General features: G+C 63.5%; 20 protein-coding genes. 11 read left to right on the top strand and 9 right to left on the bottom strand.

The features are described 5' to 3' along the window. Positions 1-128: 128 nt before the first annotated feature. The 5 genes from ACODRW_RS18965 to ACODRW_RS18945 form a co-directional block, all read right to left on the bottom strand. Positions 129-905 (bottom strand): type 2 periplasmic-binding domain-containing protein, encoded by a 777-nt coding sequence (locus ACODRW_RS18965; protein ID WP_488906451.1) that lies wholly within the window; start codon positions 903-905, stop codon positions 129-131. A gap of 71 nt (positions 906-976) precedes the next feature. Beyond that, positions 977-1,711, bottom strand: a complete 735-nt coding sequence (gene btsR / locus ACODRW_RS18960) for a two-component system response regulator BtsR (protein ID WP_488906450.1) — start codon at positions 1,709-1,711, stop codon at positions 977-979. Continuing rightward, entirely contained in the window at positions 1,708-3,426 is a 1,719-nt protein-coding gene (locus tag ACODRW_RS18955; protein ID WP_488906449.1) for a LytS/YhcK type 5TM receptor domain-containing protein, read from the bottom strand. Before ACODRW_RS18955 ends, btsR begins: the two co-directional genes overlap by 4 nt. Before the next feature lie 284 nt (positions 3,427-3,710). Continuing rightward, complete coding sequence (locus ACODRW_RS18950) at positions 3,711-5,237, bottom strand: fumarate hydratase (RefSeq protein ID WP_081551201.1); 1,527 nt, start codon at positions 5,235-5,237, stop codon at positions 3,711-3,713. 195 nt (positions 5,238-5,432) lie between these two features. Continuing rightward, positions 5,433-6,374 (bottom strand): GlxA family transcriptional regulator, encoded by a 942-nt coding sequence (locus ACODRW_RS18945; RefSeq protein WP_488906448.1) that lies wholly within the window; start codon positions 6,372-6,374, stop codon positions 5,433-5,435. Positions 6,375-6,694: 320 nt separating this feature from the next. Here ACODRW_RS18945 and ACODRW_RS18940 point away from each other — a divergent pair, with 320 nt between their 5' ends. Together ACODRW_RS18940 and ACODRW_RS18935 are read left to right on the top strand one after the other, a co-directional pair. Further along, positions 6,695-7,840, top strand: a complete 1,146-nt coding sequence (locus tag ACODRW_RS18940) for an aromatic ring-hydroxylating oxygenase subunit alpha (RefSeq protein ID WP_488906447.1) — start codon at positions 6,695-6,697, stop codon at positions 7,838-7,840. A 15-nt stretch (positions 7,841-7,855) separates the two neighbouring features. Continuing rightward, positions 7,856-8,794, top strand: coding sequence for a PDR/VanB family oxidoreductase (locus ACODRW_RS18935; protein WP_488906446.1), 939 nt, complete (start codon positions 7,856-7,858; stop codon positions 8,792-8,794). 171 nt (positions 8,795-8,965) lie between these two features. Here ACODRW_RS18935 and ACODRW_RS18930 read toward each other — a convergent pair whose 3' ends face one another. The 3 genes from ACODRW_RS18930 to ACODRW_RS18920 all read right to left on the bottom strand — a co-directional run bounded on the left by ACODRW_RS18930 (position 8,966) and on the right by ACODRW_RS18920 (position 11,270). After that, positions 8,966-9,376, bottom strand: a complete 411-nt coding sequence (locus ACODRW_RS18930) for a type II toxin-antitoxin system HicB family antitoxin (protein WP_107799897.1) — start codon at positions 9,374-9,376, stop codon at positions 8,966-8,968. Positions 9,377-9,385: 9 nt separating this feature from the next. Then, a complete protein-coding gene (locus ACODRW_RS18925) occupies positions 9,386-9,568 on the bottom strand; it encodes a type II toxin-antitoxin system HicA family toxin (protein WP_107799898.1) in 183 nt (60 codons plus the stop codon). A gap of 283 nt (positions 9,569-9,851) precedes the next feature. Then, positions 9,852-11,270 carry a sigma-54 interaction domain-containing protein gene (locus ACODRW_RS18920; protein ID WP_488906445.1) on the bottom strand — a complete coding sequence of 473 codons (1,419 nt, stop codon included), beginning with the start codon at positions 11,268-11,270 and terminating at the stop codon, positions 9,852-9,854. A 491-nt stretch (positions 11,271-11,761) separates the two neighbouring features. Here ACODRW_RS18920 and ACODRW_RS18915 point away from each other — a divergent pair, with 491 nt between their 5' ends. The 9 genes from ACODRW_RS18915 (at position 11,762) to ACODRW_RS18875 (ending at position 20,076) form a co-directional block, all read left to right on the top strand. Then, positions 11,762-12,553, top strand: coding sequence for an ABC transporter ATP-binding protein (locus tag ACODRW_RS18915; protein ID WP_488906444.1), 792 nt, complete (start codon positions 11,762-11,764; stop codon positions 12,551-12,553). Between the two features lie 18 nt (positions 12,554-12,571). Beyond that, a complete protein-coding gene (locus tag ACODRW_RS18910; RefSeq protein ID WP_488906443.1) occupies positions 12,572-13,342 on the top strand; it encodes a transporter substrate-binding domain-containing protein in 771 nt (256 codons plus the stop codon). Between the two features lie 40 nt (positions 13,343-13,382). After that, complete coding sequence (locus ACODRW_RS18905; RefSeq protein ID WP_488906442.1) at positions 13,383-14,096, top strand: ABC transporter permease; 714 nt, start codon at positions 13,383-13,385, stop codon at positions 14,094-14,096. Positions 14,097-14,109: 13 nt separating this feature from the next. After that, positions 14,110-14,805, top strand: a complete 696-nt coding sequence (locus ACODRW_RS18900) for an ABC transporter permease (RefSeq protein ID WP_488906441.1) — start codon at positions 14,110-14,112, stop codon at positions 14,803-14,805. A 33-nt stretch (positions 14,806-14,838) separates the two neighbouring features. Further along, entirely contained in the window at positions 14,839-16,041 is a 1,203-nt protein-coding gene (locus ACODRW_RS18895; protein ID WP_488906440.1) for a pyridoxal phosphate-dependent aminotransferase, read from the top strand. Then, complete coding sequence (locus ACODRW_RS18890) at positions 16,038-17,633, top strand: 5-guanidino-2-oxopentanoate decarboxylase (RefSeq protein WP_488906439.1); 1,596 nt, start codon at positions 16,038-16,040, stop codon at positions 17,631-17,633. Before ACODRW_RS18895 ends, ACODRW_RS18890 begins: the two co-directional genes overlap by 4 nt. A gap of 133 nt (positions 17,634-17,766) precedes the next feature. Then, the gene (locus ACODRW_RS18885) at positions 17,767-18,441 is read left to right on the top strand and encodes a hypothetical protein (RefSeq protein ID WP_488906438.1); all 675 of its coding nucleotides are present in this window, start codon (positions 17,767-17,769) and stop codon (positions 18,439-18,441) included. 41 nt (positions 18,442-18,482) lie between these two features. Next, the gene (locus tag ACODRW_RS18880; RefSeq protein ID WP_488906437.1) at positions 18,483-19,163 is read left to right on the top strand and encodes a hypothetical protein; all 681 of its coding nucleotides are present in this window, start codon (positions 18,483-18,485) and stop codon (positions 19,161-19,163) included. A 160-nt stretch (positions 19,164-19,323) separates the two neighbouring features. Beyond that, positions 19,324-20,076 carry an HNH endonuclease gene (locus tag ACODRW_RS18875; protein ID WP_488906436.1) on the top strand — a complete coding sequence of 251 codons (753 nt, stop codon included), beginning with the start codon at positions 19,324-19,326 and terminating at the stop codon, positions 20,074-20,076. Positions 20,077-20,378: 302 nt separating this feature from the next. Here the strand turns inward: ACODRW_RS18875 and ACODRW_RS18870 are convergent, their stop codons facing one another. Further along, positions 20,379-21,398: a hypothetical protein gene (locus tag ACODRW_RS18870; protein ID WP_488906435.1), complete on the bottom strand. Its 1,020-nt coding sequence runs from the start codon at positions 21,396-21,398 to the stop codon at positions 20,379-20,381. Positions 21,399-21,895 lie beyond the last annotated feature (497 nt).

The following is a 21,895-nucleotide window of genomic DNA, read 5'->3' as shown; positions in this document are numbered from 1 at the left end:
AGTCTCGCGAGCTAGGGCGAGACAAGGCGAAACCGGCTGAGGAAGCGGAATGTACAGATGGTACATGAGCATTTCGAAGCCGGTTTTAACGCCGTATCGCCGACGCGCAGCAGACTTTGAACAGCTTATCAGGGCTGCCAGTCCTGATAGGGCTTATGCACCTTGGCGTAGGCTTTTTGCAGTTCGCCGCTGGCGCGCGCGGCGCGGATGGCCCGGTTCAGCGCCTGATGGACGAAATCGCCGCGGCGGTTGCAGTTGAGGAAGAGCACGTCCGGGTAGTCGTCGAAACGGGCGCGGCGGATATTGTTCAGCTTGAACTTGCGCACCAGATAATCCGCTTCCTCCTGCGCCCACAGCACCCCGTCCACCCGGCCCAGATTCAGCTTTTTCAGCGATAGCTCCAGATTGACCACGCTCTTACTGGGAAAGCCCCAGTTCACCGGCGGCGCCTCGATATTGTATTTGGCCAGATTGGCCATGCGCAGCACGTCCTCCTTGTCCAGCGGCTTGGTCTTGTGGGTGTAAAGCACGAAGGTGACCTTGCCCAGCATCTCCTTGGTGAACTGATAGGGCGTGGCGTCGTCCGCGCCCTCCCTCACCTTCATGATGGGAAAGCGGAAGTCCGCGTTCTTGTCGCTGGCGTCCAGATAGACGCGCTTGACCGGCTCTATGCTGAAACTGATCTTGCCTTCCTTGTAATGTCTGGCCACCACTTGCAGCAGTTCGGCGAACGGGCTGTTCTGGTTGTTCTCCAGCAATTGCGGCAGAAGCACGGCGATGCCGTGCAGATCCGGCCGGTTGATGTCCGGCGAGCTGTCCTGGGTTGCCGTGCCGTTGCAGGCATGAAGCAGGCCGGGCGCGCAGCCCAGCGCCCAGGCCGCGCACAGCAGCATTTGTTTTGTCATCGAATGTCTCCCCCTGGACTGAGGTTTAGCACAGCGGAGGGGGATGCGCGGCGCATTTGGACGGGCGGCCGCTAGCTCGCGATGCCCAGCGCGTCCTTCAGGGGCTTCAGATAGCGGCGGCTGACCGGCAGGCTGTGGCCGTCCAGCGTATGGATGGTGGCGACGCCGTTGTCGCCGAACAGGATTTCCCGGATCGCCGACAAGCGCACCAGGTATTGCCGATGGCAGCGGAACAGATCGCTGCGCTCTTCCAGCGTGCGCAGCGTCAGCTCGGTGAAGCGCTCCACGCCGGCGGCGTCCACCACGTAAACGCCGCTGAGCCGGGAGCAGACATAGGCCACCTCCTCCAAGCGGCACAGCACGATGCGGTTGACGCCCTGGCAGGGAATCAGGCTGAGCGGCGCCAAGGCGCATACCGCCGCCGGCGGCGACGCGGCGCGCTGGCGCAGCCGCGCCAGGGTCTTGGCCAAGCGCGCCGGGTCCACCGGCTTCAGCAGGTAGTCGCAGGCGTGTTCTTCAAAGGCCTGCAGCGCGTAGGCGTCGTAAGCGGTGACGAACACCACTTGCGGCATGGCCTCCGGGTCCAGCATCGCCAGCATTTCCAGGCCGCTGATGCGCGGCATCTGGATGTCCAGGAACACCACGTCCGGCTTACGGCGATGAATGAAGGCGATGGCCTCCACCGCGTTGCCGCACTCGCCGACGATGTCCAGGCCGCCGGCGGCCTGCAATAGCTGGCGCAATTCCTCGCGCGCCAGCGGCTCGTCGTCCACCAGCAGCGCGCTGGGCAAGCCGGCCGCGCTCACGCCGCCGCTCCGGCGCGGTGCGCGTCCGCCTGCGGGCAACGACAGGGCAGCAGCAGGCTGACCCGGGTGTAAAGCTCAGGCGCGCAATCCACCGCCACCCCGTAGGCCTCGCCGTAACGGGCGCGGATGCGGCGGTCCACCAGGGACATGCCCAGGCCGTCGCTCTGTTCCGGCTTGCGGTAGAGCCCGGCGTTGTCCTCCACCGTCACCCGCAGGCCTTGCGCGTCGCAGCGGGCGGAAATGCGGATGCGCCCCGGCTCCAGCAGCTGGGAGGTGCCGTGCTTGATCGCGTTTTCCACCAGCGGTTGCAGGGAAAACGCCGGCAGTTCGGCCCGGCGCGCCGCCTCCGGCGCGGCTATCTCCACCTGCAGCCGGCCGGCGAAGCGCGCCTCCTCGATGCGCAGATAGGCGCTAACGTGGTCGATCTCGTCGCCCAGCGTGGCCATCTCGCTGGAGCGCTTCAGGTTCTTGCGGAAAAAGGTGGACAGGTATTGCACCAGCTGGCGCGCATGCTCCGGGTTGCGGCGTATCACCGCGGACAGGGTGTTGAGCGCGTTGAACAGGAAATGCGGATTGACCTGGGCGTGCAGCAGCTTGATCTCGGTCTGGGCCAGCAGCTGTTTCTGCTGCTCATACTTACCTTGCAGGATCTGGTTGGACAGCAGCCGGGCAATGCCCTCGCCCAGGGTCAGGTTGATGCCGGAAAACAGCTTGTTGCGCGTCTCGTACAGCTTGATGGTGCCGATCACCCGCTCGTCCTCGCCGCGCAAGGGGATCACCAGCGAGGAGCCCAGCTTGCAAGCCGGGCTGATGGAGCAGCGGTAAGGCGTCTCATTACCGTCGGCGTACACCACCTGGTTGGCGGCGATGGCGCGCTGGGTCAGCGGCGAGGTGATCGGCGTGCCCGCCAGGTGGTGATCGGCGCCGGCGCCGATGAAGGCCAGCAGCCGCTCGCGGTCCGTCAGCGCCACCGCGCCCACGCCCAGTTCCTCGTACAGGATGCGCGCCATGGTCATGCAGTTGTCGCGGTCGAAGCCGTGGCGCAGCACGCCTTCGGCGCGGGCGGCGATCTGCAGCGCCTTGGAGGAGAAGGCGGAGGAATACTTCTCCGCCAGCGCGCGCCGGTCCAGCAGGATGCGCATGAACATGGCCGCGCCCAGGGTGTTGGCTATCATCATCGGCAAGGCGATGCTGCGCACCAGATGCCAGGCGGCGGCGAAGGGCTTGACCGCCGCCAGCAGGATCAGCATCTGCATGCATTCCGCCAGCAAGGCCACCGCGGCCACCGCCAGCGGGTCGAACACCCGCCCCAACTGGCCGCGCCGCACGAAATAACGGTGCACCAGCCCGCCCAGCAGGCCTTCGGCCATGGTGGACGCCATGCAGGCGCCGGCGGTGACGCCGCCCAGCGAATAACGATGCAGGCCGCCGGTGAAACCCACCGCCAGCCCCACCCACGGCCCGCCCAACATGCCGCCCAGCACTGCGCCGGTGGCGCGGGTGTTGGCGATGGAATCGTCGATGTGCAGGCCGAAATAAGTGCCCATCACGCAGAACACCGAGAACACCAGATAGCACACCAGCTTGTGCGGCAGGCGGATGGTGACCTGGGTCAGCGGGATGAACAGCGGCGTCTTGGACAAGAGATAGGCGATCACCAGGTAAACGCACATCTGCTGCAACAAGGTCAGGATCAATGAGAACTCGGTCAACATGCGGGCAGCACAATAAGGGTGTGCAGCCGAGCATAGGCGACGGTTCGCCGCCCGACCTTGGTCTGGATCAAACCGTTTTCAGGCGCCGCCGGCGCAAACAAAAACGGCCGCCGAAGGCGACCGTTTCTTTCATGCGGACTCAGAACGTGTTTACGATCTCGCGAACTAAGGCGAGACAAGGCGTTGCGGCTGAGAAAGCGGAGTGTACACACGGTACATGAGCATTTCGAAGCCGTACTCACCGTGTAACGCTCCACGATGCGCAGCAGATCGTAGGCAGGTTCTCAGACGGGGATGACCGGAATCTTGCCTATCTTCACGCGCCACTCCGCCGGGCCGGTGTTGTGCACGCTGGATCCACAGGAATCCACCGCCACCGTCACCGGCATGTCCTTGACCTCGAACTCGTAAATGGCTTCCATGCCCAGGTCTTCGAAGGCCACCACTTTGGACGCCTTGATCGCCTTGGACACCAGATAGGCGGAACCGCCGACGGCCATCAGATAGACCGCCTTGTTGTCCTTGATCGCCTCAATCGCGGTGGGACCGCGCTCGGCCTTGCCTATCATGCCCAGAAGGCCGGTCTGCTCCAGCATCTGGCGGGTGAACTTGTCCATGCGGGTGGCGGTGGTGGGGCCGGCCGGGCCCACCACTTCGTCGCGCACCGGATCCACCGGGCCCACGTAGTAGATGAAGCGGTTGGTGAAGTCCACCGGCAGCTTCTCGCCCTTGTTCAGCATGTCCACCATGCGCTTGTGCGCGGCGTCGCGGCCGGTGAGGATCTTGCCGTTGAGCAGCAGCACGTCGCCCGGCTGCCAGCTTTGCACCTCTTCCGGGGTGATGGCGTCCAGGTTGACGCGCTTGCCGTTGGAGTTGTCGTAGGTGATGTCCGGCCAGTCTTCCAGGCGCGGCGCTTCCAGCGAAGCCGGGCCGCTGCCGTCCAGGTGGAAGTGTACGTGGCGGGTGGCCGCGCAGTTGGGGATCATCGCCACCGGCAGGCTGGCCGCGTGGGTGGGGTAATCCAGAATCTTCACGTCCAAGACCGTGGTCAGGCCGCCCAGGCCCTGGGCGCCGATGCCCAGCGCGTTGACCTTTTCAAACAGTTCCAGGCGCAGTTGCTCCACGCGGCTCAGTTCCGCGCCGCTGTCGGCCTTGGCCTTCAAGTCCTGGATGTCCACATGGCTCATCAGGCTTTCCTTGGCCAGCAGCATCGCCTTTTCCGGCGTGCCGCCGATGCCGATGCCGAGAATGCCCGGCGGACACCAGCCGGCGCCCATGGTGGGCAGGGTCTTCAGCACCCAGTCCACGATGGAGTCGGACGGATTCAGCGCGTAGAACTTGGATTTGTTCTCCGAGCCGCCGCCCTTGGCCGCACAGGTCACTTCCACGCCGTCGCCTTCGACGATCTCGAAATGCACCACCGCCGGGGTATTGTCCTTGCTGTTCTGGCGTTTGCCGGCCGGATCCAGCAGCACCGAGGCGCGCAGCTTGTTGTCCGGGTTCAGGTAAGCGCGACGCACGCCTTCGTTCACCATCTCCTGCACCGACAATTCGGCGTCCCACTGCACCTTCATGCCCACTTTCAGGAACACCACGGCGATGCCGGTATCCTGACAGATCGGGCGCTTGCCTTCCGCGCACATACGGCTGTTGATCAGGATCTGGGCCATGGCGTCCTTGGCCGCCGGGCTCTCTTCCTTCAGATACGCCTGGTACAGCGCGTCGATATAGTCTTTGGGATGGTAATAGCTGATGAACTGGAAGGCGTCGGCAATGCTTTGCACGAAGTCTTCCTGACGGATGATGGCCATTTTCGGGTTTCTCCAGCGTAGGGCTATTTGGGGTTTGCCCTGTTATTTTATGGAGGCGCGCCGCCCGCGCCAATCCAAACCCTCAACAGTACCCGATAAAACCGTCCGCGGCCAGCCAATGCCCCCCCGCTCCGGACCGGTCCAAAGCCTCGCGAGCAAGCGCGAGACAAGGCGAAAACCGCTGAAAACAGCTTCTCAAGCGCCGCTGCGATCCTCGCGATCCTCCCTTGGACTGCGGTCGAAACGCTTGCGATAGGCGCGGGAAAAATAAGACGGCGACTCAAAGCCGCAAATCACGCTGATTTCCACCACGCTCAGCTCGGTCTGGCGCAGCAGCCAGCGGGCGCGGTCCAGCCTCAGCGCGCGGTAGAACTCCGCCGGCGAGGCCTTGAGATGCGCGCGGAACAAGCGCTCCAGCTGGCGGCGGGTGGCGCCGCAACGCGCGGCCAGCTCCTCCGGCGGCCACGGCTCCTCCAGTTGCGCCTCCATCAGCCGTATCGCCTGCGCCAGCTTCTTGTTGTGCACCTGGTAGCGGCTGGCCACCTGCAGGCGCTGGTGCTCGGACGGGCTGCGCATCTGCCCCTGCACCAATTGCTCGGACACCGCCAGCGCCAGCTCGCGGCCGTGACGGCGCGCCAGCAAGGCCAGCGCCAGATCCAGCCCGGCCGCCGCGCCGGCGGAGGTGGGCCGCCGCTCGGTCAGGAACAGCTCCTGGCTGGCGGTCACCTGCGGATAGCGTTCCCGGAAGGCCGGAATCGCCTCCCAGTGCAGCGTCACCGTCTCGCCGCGCAGCAGGCCGGCCTCGGCCAGGATGAAACAGCCGGTGTCTATCGCCCCCAGGGTCATGCCCCCGCGCTCCAGCCGCCGCAGCGCCGCGCCCAGCTCCGGCGTGTAATGCCGCAGCGGATGGAAGCTGCTGACCACGAACAGACAGGTGCACGGCCCGGCCTCCGCCAGCGCGCCGTCCACCATCAACGCGATGCCGTTGCTGGCCGCCACCGCCTCGCCGTCCACGGACAACAGCCGCCAGCAGCTGGCGCCGGGCTGAAAACGGTTGGCGATGCGGAAGGGCTCCATCAGCGCGGCGAAGCCGATGAAGGAAAACTCCGGCAACAACAGGAAATGGTATTCGTCCACCGCGCTCTCCCCTCCCAGTCTAAGAACCTGTTTACGATCTGCTGCGCCTCGTGAGACGTGGCACGGTGAGGGCGTCTTCGAAATGCTCATGCACCACTTGCACATTCCGCTTTCTCAGCCGCAACGCCTTGTCTCGCTCTTGCTCGCGAGATCGTAAACACGTTCCAAGGCCCAGCATAAGCGCGAGCGCCCGGTTCGCGCCAATGCAAATTGTCGCGCAATGAAAAGTAAGCGTCGCGGCCATCCGCTCCGCCGCCGCCGGCACACCGTTAAATCATCAACAGCCGTCCCCCACTCAAGGCTTTTGAAGGAGCCCCGCCATGCAACAGCACGCCGTCATCCAGCCCCCGCCCGCCGCGCCGCGCCTGCCCGCCGACTTCTGCAGCGACATCGAGCGCGCCCACACCCTGCCGGCGCGCTGCTACACCGCCGACGAGGTGTTCCAGTACGAAAAAGAACAGATCTTCGCCAAATCCTGGCTCTGCCTGTGCCACGGCAGCGAGCTGGCCCGGCCCAACGATTACGTCACCCGCCGGGTGATAGGCGAGAACATCCTGCTGCTGCGCGACCGCGACGGCGAGCTGCGCGCCTTCTACAACGTCTGCCCGCACCGCGGCCATGAGCTGCTCAGCGGCAGCGGCCAAGCCAGGAATGTGATCACCTGTCCCTACCACGCCTGGGCCTTCAAGCTGGACGGCCAGCTGGCGCACGCGCGCAACTGCGAGCAGGTGGCGGACTTCGACCGGGCCGGCAGCCATCTGAGCCCGTTGCGAGTGGCCGAATACTGCGGCTTCGTCTTCGTCAACATGGACCCGGACGCGCCGGACATCGACGTCGAATACGCCGGCCTGCGCGAGCACTTCATGCAAGTGTGCCCGCGAGTGGCGGACTTGAAGGTGGCCGAGCGCGTGGTCACCACCACGCCGGCCAACTGGAAAGTCATCGTCGACAACTACATGGAGTGCTACCACTGCGCGCCGGCCCACCCCAGCTTCTCGCAATCGGTGACCACCGACGGCTACACCCACAGCCTTCACGGCCGCTGGACCTTGCAGCGCGGCGCAGCCCAATCCAGCGACAGCAGCTACGCTTTTGACGGCGAGGCCGCCAACCAGGCCTTCAACGGCTACTGGCTGTGGCCCGGCGTGATGTTCAACGTGGTGCCCGGCGACGCGGCGATGACGGTGATCTACGAATTTCCGGAATCCGCCGGCGTCACCGTCCAGCATTACGACATCCTCTTCCTCAACCAGGACTTGAGCGAGGAACAGCGCCGCTTCGTCAGTTGGGCGCGCGACGAATTCCGCCCCGAGGACCTGCGGCTGGTGGAAAGCGTGCAGCGCGGGCTGCAATCGCGCGGCTACCGCGGCCAGGGCCGCATCATGGCGGACAGCCAGCGCAGCGGCATCAGCGAGCACGGCATCGCCCATTTCCACCAGATGGTGGCCGCCGCCTACCGCGGCTGAACCGGAGCGCCGCGCATGCCCGCCATCGTCACCGAAGTCTGCGCCATCGAAGAAGTGGCCGCCGGGGTCAAGGCCTTCACCCTGCGGCCGCTGGACGGCCCGGCCCCGCCCTGCCCGTCCGGCAGCCACATCGTGGTGGACATGCCGCCGCCGGGCCGGCCGGCGGCCTACTCCTTGCTGGACCCCGGCGGCGGGGTCTACCGCATCGCGGTCAAACACGAGCCGGATTCGCGCGGCGGCTCAAGCTATCTGCACGCGCTGAAGCCGGGCAGCCGCCTGCGGGTGCAAGCGCCGGCCAACCGCTTCCCGCTGGCCGCCGTGCCCGGCCCGCGGCTGTTCATCGCCGGCGGCATCGGCATCACGCCCTTCATCGCCCATATGGCGGCGCTGGGCGATGACGCCAACTACCAGCTGCACTACGCCTTCCGCGACGCCGCCGGCGCCGCCTTCGCCGCCCAGTTGGCCGAACGAGGCGAGCGCGGCGACGCCAGAATCCGCCTGTACGAGAGCCGGGCCGGCCGCAGGCTGGACCTGGACGCGCTGATCGCCGCCGCGCCGGCGGACAGCCAGGTGTATGTCTGCGGGCCGGAGCGGCTGATCGCGGCGACGGCGGACGCCTGCGCGCGGCGCTTGCCGGCCGGCCGGCTGCACTATGAGCGCTTCAGCGCCGACACGGCGGCGGCGAGCGCCGGCTTTGAGGTGGAACTGGCCCGCTCCGGCCTGCGGCTGCGGGTGGACGCCGACGAATCCATCCTGGCGGCGATAGAACGGCAGACCCCGCTGCGGCCGGACTGTCTATGCCGGGAAGGCTATTGCGGCAGCTGCGAAACCAGGCTGCTGGCCGGCGACGCCGAACACCGCGACCAATACCTGAACGAGGCGGAGCGACGGGAGCGCATCATGATCTGCGTGTCGCGGGCGGCGGGGAGCGAGCCGCTGGTGCTGGATTTGTAACTAAGGCCCGCTAACAAAACCCCTGATCCTACGTTGCGCCTCCTGGTCGTACGACTTGTACTGCCTGCGTCGGCGCGCCTTGCCTCAGGTACGCTGCGCGGTTTTGTTAGCGGGCCTAGGCTGAGTGCGCTCCGCGGCACATCCATGCTCAAACAGCAAAATTAACCGCTTTTACGGCCGACACAACAGCTTTTCTAGCGCGGTCTTGGCCAGGAAACCGCTACGGCTATCGTATTCCGGGTGGGAAGCAACATATTCATCGATACGGTGCAGAAGGTTGGCCGGCAACGTGACATTGATCTTGGTCGCTTTACCCAGATAGCGGGTGATATCCACATCCACCAGCGCCCAGAGATGGCCGGCAAACTCGGGTTTACCGACATGAGCCTGCGCGCTGCTGGCCAGAGGGATAACGTCCAGGTCGTCCACCAGCCCTTCCAGATGTAGCTCAATGGCTTCTCGGGCGTTCCGGATGGCCTCATCCAGAGTGTCCCCGGCGGAGAAACAGCCGGGCAGATCCGGCACGATGACGCCGTAGGCATGTTGGTCGTCACCGGGTTCAACTGCAATCGGGTAGTACATAATGGTTCCTTACTGGAGACCCGCTTGTTTCTTGATGCTGTTCAGCGTGCCTATCGGTATGTCCTTCTTGGGGTGAGGCACCGTCACCCGGCCGGTCTTGATCGGGTGTTTGAACTGTTGATGGCTGCCCTTGGCGGCAACCAGATACCAACCGTCGGCCTCTATCATGCTGATGACTTCTTTGCTGGTCACGGTGTCGCCCCTGCGCTTAGAGTCTGTTTACGATCTGCTGCGCTTCGTGAACACGGTACGGTGAGAACAGGTTCAGAATGCTCATATGGCATTTCTACATTCTGCTTTTGTTTTCACCTTGTCGCGCCCTTGCGCGCACGACATTTGAGCAGACTATCGGACAGAGCTTATTGTAGCTTCTACAACAGGCCAGTCAATAACCCTGGGGTTATTGAGCAGACAGCCCAGCGCTCTGGCTCCCAATCAGCGACTCAGCTACGAGGGACGCCATGCCCCGCCCCGCTCACCCCAGCACCGTGCGCGCCAGCTGTATCCCGTGCTTCTTCAACTTGTACTGCAAGGTAGCGCGCGGCAGGCCCAGCCGGCGCGCCGCCTCGGTCAGATTGGCGCAGCCCTCCAGGCAATCCACCAACAGCCGGCGCTCATAGCGCGCCATCCGCTGCTCCAGCGTGCCCTCGCCATCCGGCGGCGGCGCGGCCGGCGCCGACGGCCGGCGTTCCTCCGCGCGCAGCTGCGCCGCTTCGCCCTCTTCCTCCAACAACAGGAAGTCCAGTTCGTCCCCGCCCTCGCACAGGATCAGGCTGCGCAGCAGCACGTTCTCCAGCATGCGCACATTGCCCGGCCAGTGATAGCGCAGCATGCGCTCCATCACCGCATGGCTGATGCGCTGCACGCGGTGGCCGGTGACCTTGCCGTGCTTGCGCAAGAAAGACTGCGCCAGCAGCGGAATGTCCCGCAGCCGCTCGCGCAGCGGCGGCACCGCCAAACAGCCCACGTTAAGCCGGTACAACAGGTCCGGCCGGATCTTGCGCTCGTCCAGCATCCGCTGCGGCGACTCGTTGCTGGCCGCCACCACCCGCACGTCCACGCGCACCTCCGCGCCGGAGCCCACCCTGCTGAAGGTGCCCTCCTGCAAGGCGCGCAGCAGCTTGCCCTGGATGGACAGCGGCAGCGAGTTGATCTCGTCCAGAAACAGGGTGCCGCCATGGGCGGACTCCAGCACCCCGCGCCGGTCCTCGGCCCCGGTGAAGGCGCCGCGCACGGTGCCGAACAAGGTGCTTTCAAACAGCGGCTCCGGCAGCGCCGCGCAATTGAGCACCACGAAGGGGCGCTCGGCGCGCGGCCCTTCCTGGTGCAGCAAGCGGGCGAACAACTCCTTGCCGGTGCCGGTTTCGCCGTGGATCAACACCTGCACATCGGCGCGCGCCAGCCGCCGGGCCTGGTGGATCAGCTGCTTCATCGCCGCGTCGTCGGTGATGATGCCCATCAGCCCGCCGTCGGCCTCCTCTTCCACGTTCTGCTGCAAATCCACCAGCGCCTGATGCAGCGGGCTGACCACGGTCAGATCGCGGGACAATTCCACCGCGCCGACGATGCGGCCGTCGGCGCGCTTCAGCGGCAGCGTGGTGTGCACCTGATGCACCGCCTTGCCCCTGGGATTGCGATAACGCTGGTAATGATTGCGGTAGCTGCGGCCCTGCCGCAGCGCCTGCAACAGCGTGCTGCTGTTCTCGTCCAGCTCCGGGTACAGCTCCAGCAGATAGGCCCCCAGCGCCTGCTCCGCGGTGTATTCGTCCAGCTGCGAGCACTCCTGGTTGTAATAGGCGTAGCGCCCGTCCTGGTCGATGATGGCCACCGACAGGCCGATCGCGTCGAAAAAATCGCCAAACAGCGCAATGCCCTGGTTCAGGTCCGCGTCCATGTCTCCCCCTTCCCCTTAAGAACCTGTTTTCGATCTGCTGCGCGTTGTGGAGCGTTACACGGTGAGTACGGCTTCAGAATGCTCATGTACCACCTGTACATTCCGCTTTCTCAGCCGCAACGCCTTGTCTCCCCTTAGCTCGCGAGATCGTAAACAGGTTCTTAGCTGCTTCAAGCACGGGTGCCGAATATTCGGCGCTTTTATGAATAGTTGCAGTATTGACGGTTTTTGTCGCCGCGAGCAAGCGCAAAAACCTTTTAAATTCATGCAATTAAAAAACAGACCCGCTGGCATGGATGTTGCCACGCCTTACACTGTCGCGCTAAGAGCGGCTAACAAAATCAGTTTCACGTCTGAGGCAAGGCGCGCCGACGCAGGCAGTACTTGAGTACGGCAAGTCGGCGCAACGCAGCATCAGGAATTTGTTAGCCACACTACAGGCGCGGCACACAACTACAGCAGGCTGCCACAGCCGCAAGGAGGAGAGCCCCATGCATCACCCCACCCCCGCCATCCACCCTCCCCCCGCGCCCATCGTCGCGGTGGAAAACCTGCGCAAGCGCTTTGACGGCCAAGTCGTGCTGGACGGCGTCTCCTTCGCCGCCTCCGCCGGCGAGGTAGTGTCGCTGATCGGCGCCAGCGGCTCCGGCAAGAGCACCTTGCTGCGCTGTCTCAATCTGCTGGAAGTCCCGGACGACGGCCGAGTGCTGATCGCCGGCGAGGAGATCGCCCTGCGCACCGACAAACGCGGCCGGCGCGCGCCGGCCGACCCGCGCCAGGTGGACCGGCTGCGCTCGCGGCTGGGCATGGTGTTCCAGAACTTCAATCTGTGGCCGCACATGACGGTGCTGGAAAACCTGATCGAGGTGCCGGTGCGCGTCCTGCGCCAACCGCGCGCCGAAGCGGTGGCGCTGGCCGAGGCGCTGCTGGAAAAAGTGGGCATGGCGGACAAGCGCCAGGCCTATCCGGCCTTTTTGTCCGGCGGCCAGCAACAGCGGGTGGCCATTGCCCGCGCGCTGGCCACCCGGCCGGCGGTGATGCTGTTCGACGAACCCACCTCCGCGCTGGACCCGGAACGGGTGGGCGAAGTGCTGCGGGTGATACGCCAGCTGGCCGATGAAGGCTGCACCATGCTGCTGGTCACCCATGAAATGGCCTTCGCCCGCGAAGTGTCCAGCAAAGTGCTGTTCCTGCATCAGGGCCGCATCGAGGAAGCCGGCCCGCCGGAACAGGTTTTCGCCGCGCCGCACAGCGAACGCTGCCGCCAGTTTGTCAACGCCTGACACCCAGGGAGAAACCCCATGAACCGATTCCGCGCCCTCATCGCCGCCTTCGCCGTCCTGTTCTGTACCGCCGCGGCCGCCAACCCGCTGCGCATCGGCATCGCCGCCGAACCCTACCCGCCGTTCACCATCAAGCAGAGCAACGGCCAATGGAGCGGCTTTGAAGTGGAGCTGGTGCGCAAGCTGTGCCAGCGCCTCAAGCAAAGCTGTCAGATCGCCGAAGTGTCCTGGGACGGCATCATCCCCGCGCTCAACAGCAAGAAGATAGACGTGATCTTCAACTCCATGTCCATCACCCCGGAGCGGGAAAAAGTCATCGCTTTCAGCCTGCCTTATTACTACACCGCCTCCGAGTTCGTCGGCCCCAAGGGCCAGAAAGCCGTCCTCAGCCCGGCCGGCCTCAAGGGCAAGACCCTGGGCGTGCAATCCGCCACCACCAACGCCAACTTCCTGAAAAAATATTACGGCGCCGGCTCCGTCATCCGTTACTACAACACCCAGGACGAACTGAACGCCGACCTCGTCGCCGGCCGCGTGGACCTGATGCTGCTGGACGCGCTGGCCGCCAGCGATTTCCTTGGCGGCAAGGACGGTTCCGGGCTGGAATCCAAGGGCCTGGCGCCCAAGGACCCGCTGTTCGGCCCCGGCATCGGCGCCGGCCTGCGCAAGGCCGACGTCGCGCTCAAGCAGCAGTTCGACCAGGCCATCCTGCAACTGCGCGCCGACGGCAGCTTCGACGCCATCCAGAAGAAATACTTCAAGGTCAACATCTCGCCGGACGCCAAGTGACAGCGACCCGCCCACCTGAGCCGCCCCAGGGAGAGCCTATATGCTGGATGCACTGCAACAAGCCTACGACGCCGTAGTCCGCGACTGGGGCCCCGCCCTGCTGCAAGGCGCCGTGGTCACGCTGGAAATCTCGCTGGGCGCTTTCGCGCTGGGCCTGCTCATCGGCCTGGCCACCGCTCTCATCAAACTGGGCGGCCACCCGCTGCTCAAGCGGCTGGCCAACGCCTACACCAGCGTGTGCCGCGCGCTGCCGGAGCTGCTGCTCATCCTGCTGCTCTACTACGCCGGCGGCGACGCCATCAACGCGCTGGCGGCGCTGCTGGGCCAGCCGCAGGTGGAGGTGAACGGCTTCGCCGCCGCCATCGTGGTGCTGGGCATCGTTCAAGGGGCTTACGCGGCGGAAATCATGCGCGGCGCGGTGCAGGCGATACCGCACGGCCACATCGAGGCCGCGCGCGCCTTCGGCTGCGGCCGCTGGCTGACCGCCCGCCGCGTGGTCCTGCCGGAGATGATGCCCTACGCGCTGGCCGGCCTGGCCAATCTGTGGCTGGTGCTGATCAAGGACAGCGCGCTGATCAGCGTGGTGGGCTACAGCGAACTGCTGTTCACCACCAAGCAGGCCGCCGGCTCCACCCGCCAGTACCTGCTGTTCTATCTGACCGTGGCCGCCATCTACCTATTGATGACCCTGCTGTCCAACGCCGGCTTCAGCCTGATTGAACGCCGCTTCCGCCGCTGGCAACCGGCGCTGTGAACGGGAGACCCGCATGAACTTCCAATGGCTGCAAGACTACGGCCCCATGCTCTGGCGCGGCGTCGCCGTCACCGTGCAATTGCTGCTGCTTTCCGGCGGCCTGGGCTTCGCGCTGGCGGTGGCGGTGGGCTTTGCCCGGCTGTCCCGCCAACCCTTCCTCGCCTGGCTCAGCCTGTCCTTCACCAACCTGATCCGCGGCACCCCGCTGCTGGTGCAGATCTACGTGCTCTATTACGGCCTGGGCAGCCTGTTCGCCGGCTTTCCGGCGCTGCGCGACAGCCTGCTGTGGCCTTATCTGCGCGAAGGCTTCTGGTACGTGGCGCTGGCGCTGGCGCTAAGCGTGGCCGGCTATGTGGGCGAAGTGGTGCGCGGCGGCCTGGCCGCCGTGCCCAAGGGCGAACTGGAAGCCGCCCGCGCGCTGGGCATGTCGCGGCTGACCGCGGCGCGGCGCATCTGGCTGCCGCGCGCGCTGCTGATCCTGCTGCCGTCCTTGGCCGGCGAAACCGTGCTGCTGCTCAAATCCACCGCGCTGGCCTCCACCGTGGCGGTGATGGACGTGCTGGGCGCGGCCAACCTGGTGCGCGCGCAAACCCTGCGCACCTACGAACCGCTGCTGACCGTGGCGCTGATCTATTTCGCGCTGGCCTGGCTGATAGAACGCGTTTTCCTAAGGCTGGAAAAGAGACTGCCTGTCCGCACCGCCTTCTGACACCGCCCCTAGCTCATTATTACGGAGACCCCCATGCGCTTTTCCCCCCTGGTAGACCGCATCGCCGGCGAACGCGTCGATGCCTGGAACATCCACCTGGCGGCGCAGCAAGCCGCCGCCCGCGGCGAGGACGTGATCATCCTCAGCGTGGGCGATCCGGAGTTCGCCACCCCGGCCCCCATTATTGAGCGCGCCGTGGCCGCGCTGCGCGACGGCGACACCCACTACAGCCCGGTGGACGGCCGCGCCGACCTGCGCGCCGCCATCGCCCGCCGCCACGCCGTCGCCACCGGCCTGGAGATGGACGCCGACAACGTCATCGTGGTGGCCGGCGCGCAAAACGGCCTGTTCTCCGCCGCGCTCTGCCTGTGCCAGGCCGGCGACGAAGTGCTGGTGCCGGAACCGATGTACCTGACCTACGAAGCCAGCATCCGCGCCAGCGGCGCCGCGCTGGTGCCGGTGCCGGTCAAACCCGCGGACGGCTTCCATCTGGACCTGGCCGCGCTGGAAGCCGCCGTCACCCCGCGCAGCCGCGCGATCTTCCTCGCCACCCCCTGCAACCCCACCGGCGCGGCGCTGCGCCCGGACGAACTGGCCGCGGTGGCCGCGCTGGCCCGCCGCCACGACCTGTGGGTGGTGGCCGACGAAGTCTACGCCGGCCTCAGTTTCGAAGCCCCGCACCACAGCATCGCCGCCCTGCCCGGCATGGCCGAACGCACGCTGACCCTGGGCAGCCTGTCCAAATCCCACGCCATGGCCGGCTGGCGGCTAGGCTGGGCCGCCGGCCCGCGCCCGCTGATCCAGCACATGGGCACGCTGGCCCTGTGCATGCTCTACGGCATCCCCGGCTTCATCCAGCAAGCCGCGCTGCTGGCGCTGCAAGACTACGACGCCTTCGTCGACCCCGTCCGCGCGCTGTACCAGCGGCGGCGCGACCTGGCCCACAGCCTGCTCAGCGGCGTGGACGGCCTGCACTGCCCGCTGCCGGAAGCCGGCATGTTCCTGCTGCTGGATGTGCGCGGCTGCGGCCTGGAGGCCGGGGATTTCGCCTGGAAACTGTTTGAAGCCACCGGCGTCTCCGTGCTGGACGCCGCCGCCTTTGGCCCCACCGCCGCCGGCTTCATCCGCCTGGGCCTGGTGGTGGACGACGAACGCCTGGCCGAAGCCTGCCGCCGCATCGCCCGCTTCGCCGGCCAACTGCGCGCCGCCGCGCCAAGACAAAAGGAATCCGCATGAGCGCCACCCTGGGCAGCTACCTCACCGCCTGGCTGGCGGCTTACGGCGTCGACACCGTGTTCGGCATCCCCGGCGTCCACACCATCGAGCTCTACCGCGGCCTGGCCGGCAGCGGCATCCGCCACATCGCCGCCCGCCACGAACAAAGCCTGGGCTTCATGGCCGACGGCTACGCCCGCGTCAACGGCAAACCCGGCGTCTGCTTCGTCATCACCGGCCCCGGCCTCACCAATATCGCCACCGCCATGGGCCAGGCCTACGCCGACTCCATCCCGCTGCTGGTCATCTCCGGCGTCAACGCGCGCGGCAAGCTGGGCTCCGGCGACGGCCACCTGCACGAACTGCCGGACCAGCACGCGCTGGCCAGCCAGATCGCCGCCTTCAGCCACACCCTGACCGCGGCGGCGGAACTGCCGCAAGTGCTGGCGCGCGCCTTCGCCGTGTTCGACGGCAGCCGCCCGCGCCCGGTGCACATTGAAATCCCGCTGGACCTGATGGCCGCGCCCGCCGACGGCCTGCCGCCGCCGCAAGCGCCGGCGATGCGGCTGCTGCGCGGGCCGGCCGCCCCCGCCGCCATCGACCGCGCCGCCCGCCTGCTGTCCAGCGCGGAACGGCCGCTGCTGCTGATAGGTGGCGGCGCGCGCCAGGCCGCGCCGCAACTGACCCGGCTGGCGGAAATGCTGGACGCGCCGGCGCTGATGACCATCAACGCGCGCGGCGCGCTGCCGGACGGCCACCCGCTGGCCCTGTCCTGCAGCCCCTCGCTGCCGGCCGCGCGTCGCCTGATCGCCGCCAGCGACGTGGTGCTGGCCGTGGGCTGCGAACTGGGGCCCACCGACTTCGACATGTACGTGGACGGCGGCTTCCGCCTGCCCGGCGCGCTGATCCGCGTCGACATCGACCCGGAACAACTCTGCCGCGGCCGCGGCGCCGACCTGCCGCTATTGGGCGACGCCAAAGAAACCCTGCAACTGCTGACGCTGCAACTGACCGACGCCGCCCGCCAGGGCGAAGAGCGCGCCGACGCCGCCCGCCGCCTGGCCGCCGCCGAGATGGAGCCGGAACACGCCGCCGACCTGGCCTGGCTGCACCGCGTGCGCGACATCCTGCCGCAAGCGCGCTGGGTGGGAGACTCCACCCGCCTGGTCTACGCCGGCAACCTGGGCTTTTGCGCGCCGCGCGGCAACAGCTGGTTCAACGCCTCCGTGGGCTTCGGCGCGCTGGGCTACGGCCTGCCCGCCGCCATCGGCGCCGCGCTGGCCGAACCGGACCGGCCGGTGCTGTGCCTGGCCGGCGACGGCGGCTTCCAGTTCACCCTGGCGGAAATGGGCACCGCGATGGAAACCCGCGCCCGCCTGATCGTGCTGCTGCTCAACAACCGCGGCTACGGCGAAATCAAAAGCGCGATGCGCGCCGCCGATATGGAACCGCTGGGCGTGGACCTCTACACCCCGGACTTCCCGGCGCTGGCCCGCGCCTACGGCTGGCGCGCCGAAACCCTGGCGCTGGGCACCCCGGAACCGCTGCTGCGCCAGGCGCTGGAACAGGCCGCCGCCGCCGCCAATCCCACCCTGATAGAAATCGAAGCTTAAAGCGCGCGCCGGCCCGGCCCCGGGCCGCGCGCCGCAAACTCAATTTGCATATAACCCGGCCGCGGCGATAACATGGCTTATCCACGGCGGCACCCGCCCCGCAAGCAATGCGAGACCGGCTCCGGGCATCCCTATGAGAGAACTCGAAATTGTCGAACAACTGGTCCTGGGCCTAGACCCGGCCGGCCGGCGCGACCCGCTGGGCACCCCCAAGGACCCGGCACTGGACAAGGCGCGCGCGCAGTATTACGAGCAACTCAAGCGCGTCGCCAAACAACACGCCGCGGACCCGCCCACCGCGCCCGAGCCTCCGCCAGCCCCCGGCGGCGCGCGCCAGGGCCAGCGCTGGACCATAGCCGAAGACAACCGCCTCGCCCTGCTGTGGGAAGCCTCCCCCGCGCCAGTGCGCCAACTATCGGAAAAACTGGGCCGCAGCCCGCTGGCCATCGTCTCCCGGTTGGTCCACCTGGGGCTGTACGAGCACCAGCAAGCGGCGATGCAGGCCGACAACGCCCGCATGCAAACGCTGCAACTGCCGCCACTCTGGGACGTACCCGCCGCCGCGGAAAAGCCGCCCACCAAACCCGCCGCGCCGCCCACAGCCGGCAAGCAAGGCGCGGTCTGGAGCGTGGCCGACGACCAGCAACTGAAAACCCTGTGGCACAGCCCGGCCCAGCCGGACAGCCAGGCCATCGCCAAGCAACTGGGCCGCAGCCGCGGCGCCATCCTCGCCCGCCTGGTGCGCCTGGGCCTGTTCAGCGACCGTGAGGCGGCGTATCAGGCGGATCAAGCGAGGCAAGCGGGATGAAGCGCTCCCCTCACCCAACCAAGCCAATCTGAGCAGACGCCATGGCCTTTTCGCTCGCAAGCATCAGAAAAACCCTTTTACAGAAACCATCCGCAATGACGGCCCCAACATCCAACGCCGCGCCCGCCCCGCCGCAAACAACGGCGCCTATCCAAGCCGCTACCCCAGTTCCAGCTCAAGCGCCCGCGCCTAATCCGCCGCCCGCCATAACCCAGGCCGCCCCCAACACGGCGGAGGAAAAAGGCCATGAGGGCGAGAAAGCGCTCAACACCTGGTTCAACCAGCACAAACTGGCCTATGTAGGCATCTGCCAGAACAAGGACAGCTTCGCCTCGCTATTCCAAGGCGCAGCCAAGCGACCAGACTTCCTGCTCCTGTTGCCCTCGCTGGGCATGATCGCCATCGACGCCAAGAACTACACCCCATGGTGCGGCGAACTCACCCTCAGCCTGGAGGAAGAACTCAAAAAAGCGCTCACCTTCGAGCGGCTGTTCCGCCTGCCACTGTGGTACGCCTATTGCGATAAGGAAAACATGGGCCAGAACTGGTACTGGATCAGCGCGCTGAAAGCGATGGAAGTGGGCGAAGTGCGCAATGGCAGCAAGGGGCAATTCCTGGCCATCAAGATGGAACACTTTGAAACCATCGCCAGCCCCAAGGATTTGGCCAAGCTGTATACCCACACTTTGCCGAGTTTGGAGAAGGTGGCGGTGGGGGGGTGATTGGGAAGTTGATGATGAATATATCGTCAATTCCTATACTTGAATATTAATCACACAGAGATGTATGCGACCAACTTGCATGACTTTGTTATAGCTTGAAACTCATCAGTGTCGGTCTGTTATTAACGTATGTAAGCAGAACAATTTCTGGAGCATGACAATGTATAAAAAGTATCTTGAAGTTGCATGGATGAATGTTACAGAGTTTGTTCCACTCGACCTTAACAGCTTGTCGGAAAATATCCAAATCACTTCAACACTGGAAGAGTGGCCGGCAGCTGATGATGCCAAGCCTAGGACACCCCATTTCGTCAACTACAAGACCTATAGTCAGGTTGAACGAAGAGGTGATGGAGGCTTTGTCGTGAGAATTACCTATAAGCACGACAATAACCTGCATATCCAGTACGAGGATGCCTTATGGGGTGTTTCCACTATCGTGATTCCGCAAGGCGCTCATAGCGGTGAAGCCAGTTGGAAAGGGGTTGATACGGAGAAATACGACGGTACGGTCCAGTGGACCTGGCGCGACAAGGAGGAGGAGAAAAGAACTCGCTCCAGCAAAACAGTCGTGGACCGAAATCAGCTCCGGTTCCGTCATGCGTTGCTGAGCCTGGATAAGTGCTGCGGCATCACCGGTGAAACAACGGAACGTGCGCTGGAGGCCGCACACATTATTCCAGTGGCCGAAGACGGAATGGAGTGGCTGGAAAACGGAATTTTGCTGCGAGCGGATCTACACCGACTATATGACAAGCATCTGTTTATTATTCAGCCAGATGGCAAGGTGAAATTGCAAGGAGAGCTGTCAGATGCCTACATAGAACTGCTAAAGGATAAGAGACTACCCACATCAGTACTAATACGAGTTAAGGCTGCGTTGGAGGTAGCTAACAGCCTTGCCCAAGTCTGACGATGGGTTTCTACGTAAATCAGTCCTTGGCCAACAAGCTGTCGTAAAGACAGCTATGGCCGAGTTGCCGCCAGTCAGATGAAGAGATGGCAGATCATCAGCCCAAACGGCTATCTCTGCCCTTGCGCTAATATGTATAAGTTCCGATTTGACCTGAAAGTCAGGCACAATCAAAATGGAAAACTGTCAGATCAGATTTTAGTTTCTACACTTTACACATTCAATAACATAAGCAGCTTCTAGCTACTCTGCTAAGTTTTTCTCTAAAACATGTACCATTTTTCAACATAACAAAAGCTAATTTATCTTAGCTTGACTGATTGAGCAACAAACTCGACCAATCTATTTTCGTCCGGCTCATAAAAAATTCGATAATAATCTCGTATAGGCAGCTCAATTTTACTCCCCCTATAACTCACCCAACTGCTACGCCTTTCAGAGGAGGTCAACTCTATACCTTCCTCACCCCCAGCCATAGCTGGTTCCTGAAGCCAATTTATAGCCTCTACATTTGATGTGGAAATAACCCATGCAGCTCCACTTGGCTTGAGCACATTTTGTCTGGCAAACGCACCATCCTCCTTCAAATTGTCATCATCCCAACGTATTCTTGCAAGTTCCACGTCATCCTTCCCCCAGCCACTGAAAGGGAAAGCTTTATTTTTTTCAAACCAGATTATTTTTCTCTCTTCAACAAAATCAGCAGCCCCTTCATTCCGGCTCCATTTATCTTCACCATAAAAATTAACTACAACTGTGTAATATGACCTTGTTGCCAATTCAAGTAGCTTATGTTTTTTTTCAAAAAAATCAATCCCCCAAGCACGAGAATCAATTCTTGCATCAACCAAACGAAAATTATAAAATGAAGAAACCACTCTATTTTTATCAAAACTTTCTACTAAGCCATTTTTATTTTTTATAAAAACTTGCACATCCAAAGGCCCAGATTCATCAAAACAGAAGCTCTTTGGCCATGGTTGATTAGGAATGATTTCAAATGAAATATCATTATCTATAACACCATAAATCCTCACCACATCAGAGCCCTCTCGGATATGCCACTCGGCCCCTTTTGTTGATATCCATGACACATCCTCATAATGACAATTAAATTTCTCACTCACATCATACGACTTTCCATTCACATCAAATTTCACGTTAAATGAGTAGGTCTTAAGAGGAACCACCGGTGGTTGACAAGCAGCAACAAAAGGAGTAATCAGCACAACAAAAAGACTATGTCTCATAAAATAACCAAGCATATTTTGATATAAAAATACATATCGAAAAATTTTCATAACATCGTGAAAATAATACACCAAATTGCTCTACAACCGAAAGCTATGCATAGCCACTACATAAGCGTGTAGGGAAAGCTCCTCTAGAAAATAATACTTATCAGCATACTATAACCACATAACCTTGGTAGATTGACAAACAATCAGTCCAGCAATCTACCTGCCTCGGTTTAGTCCTTCTATTTCCCCCCTACCTACCTTTGTAGGCACTCCATCTCATTCGGGCTCAGGAATAGTAACTGCACCACCGGCACATTCCGCGCTAGATCTACCTGTTGCACTCCTAGACTCAACGGCATCATCAGAAGCCCTTTCACCTACAGTGAAAAACCATGTCTCGGGCGGTACAGAACAACAGCCTGTGCGCAACGTACCGGCAGTATGCAGCAAATCTCCACCCCAAAAATCAGACTTCATACAAACAAAAGTCCCCTATTCAGGAGAGCTTTTGTTTGTATGAGGCCGGTACTTTCAGTGCGGATGCCCGTGCTCGCCATGCACATTCCTCAGCCGTGGCC

It is taken from the genome of Chromobacterium sp. FG89 (assembly GCF_057808735.1).
Note: the sequence above shows the minus strand (reverse complement) of the source record. Positions and strands in the feature narration are given on the sequence as shown.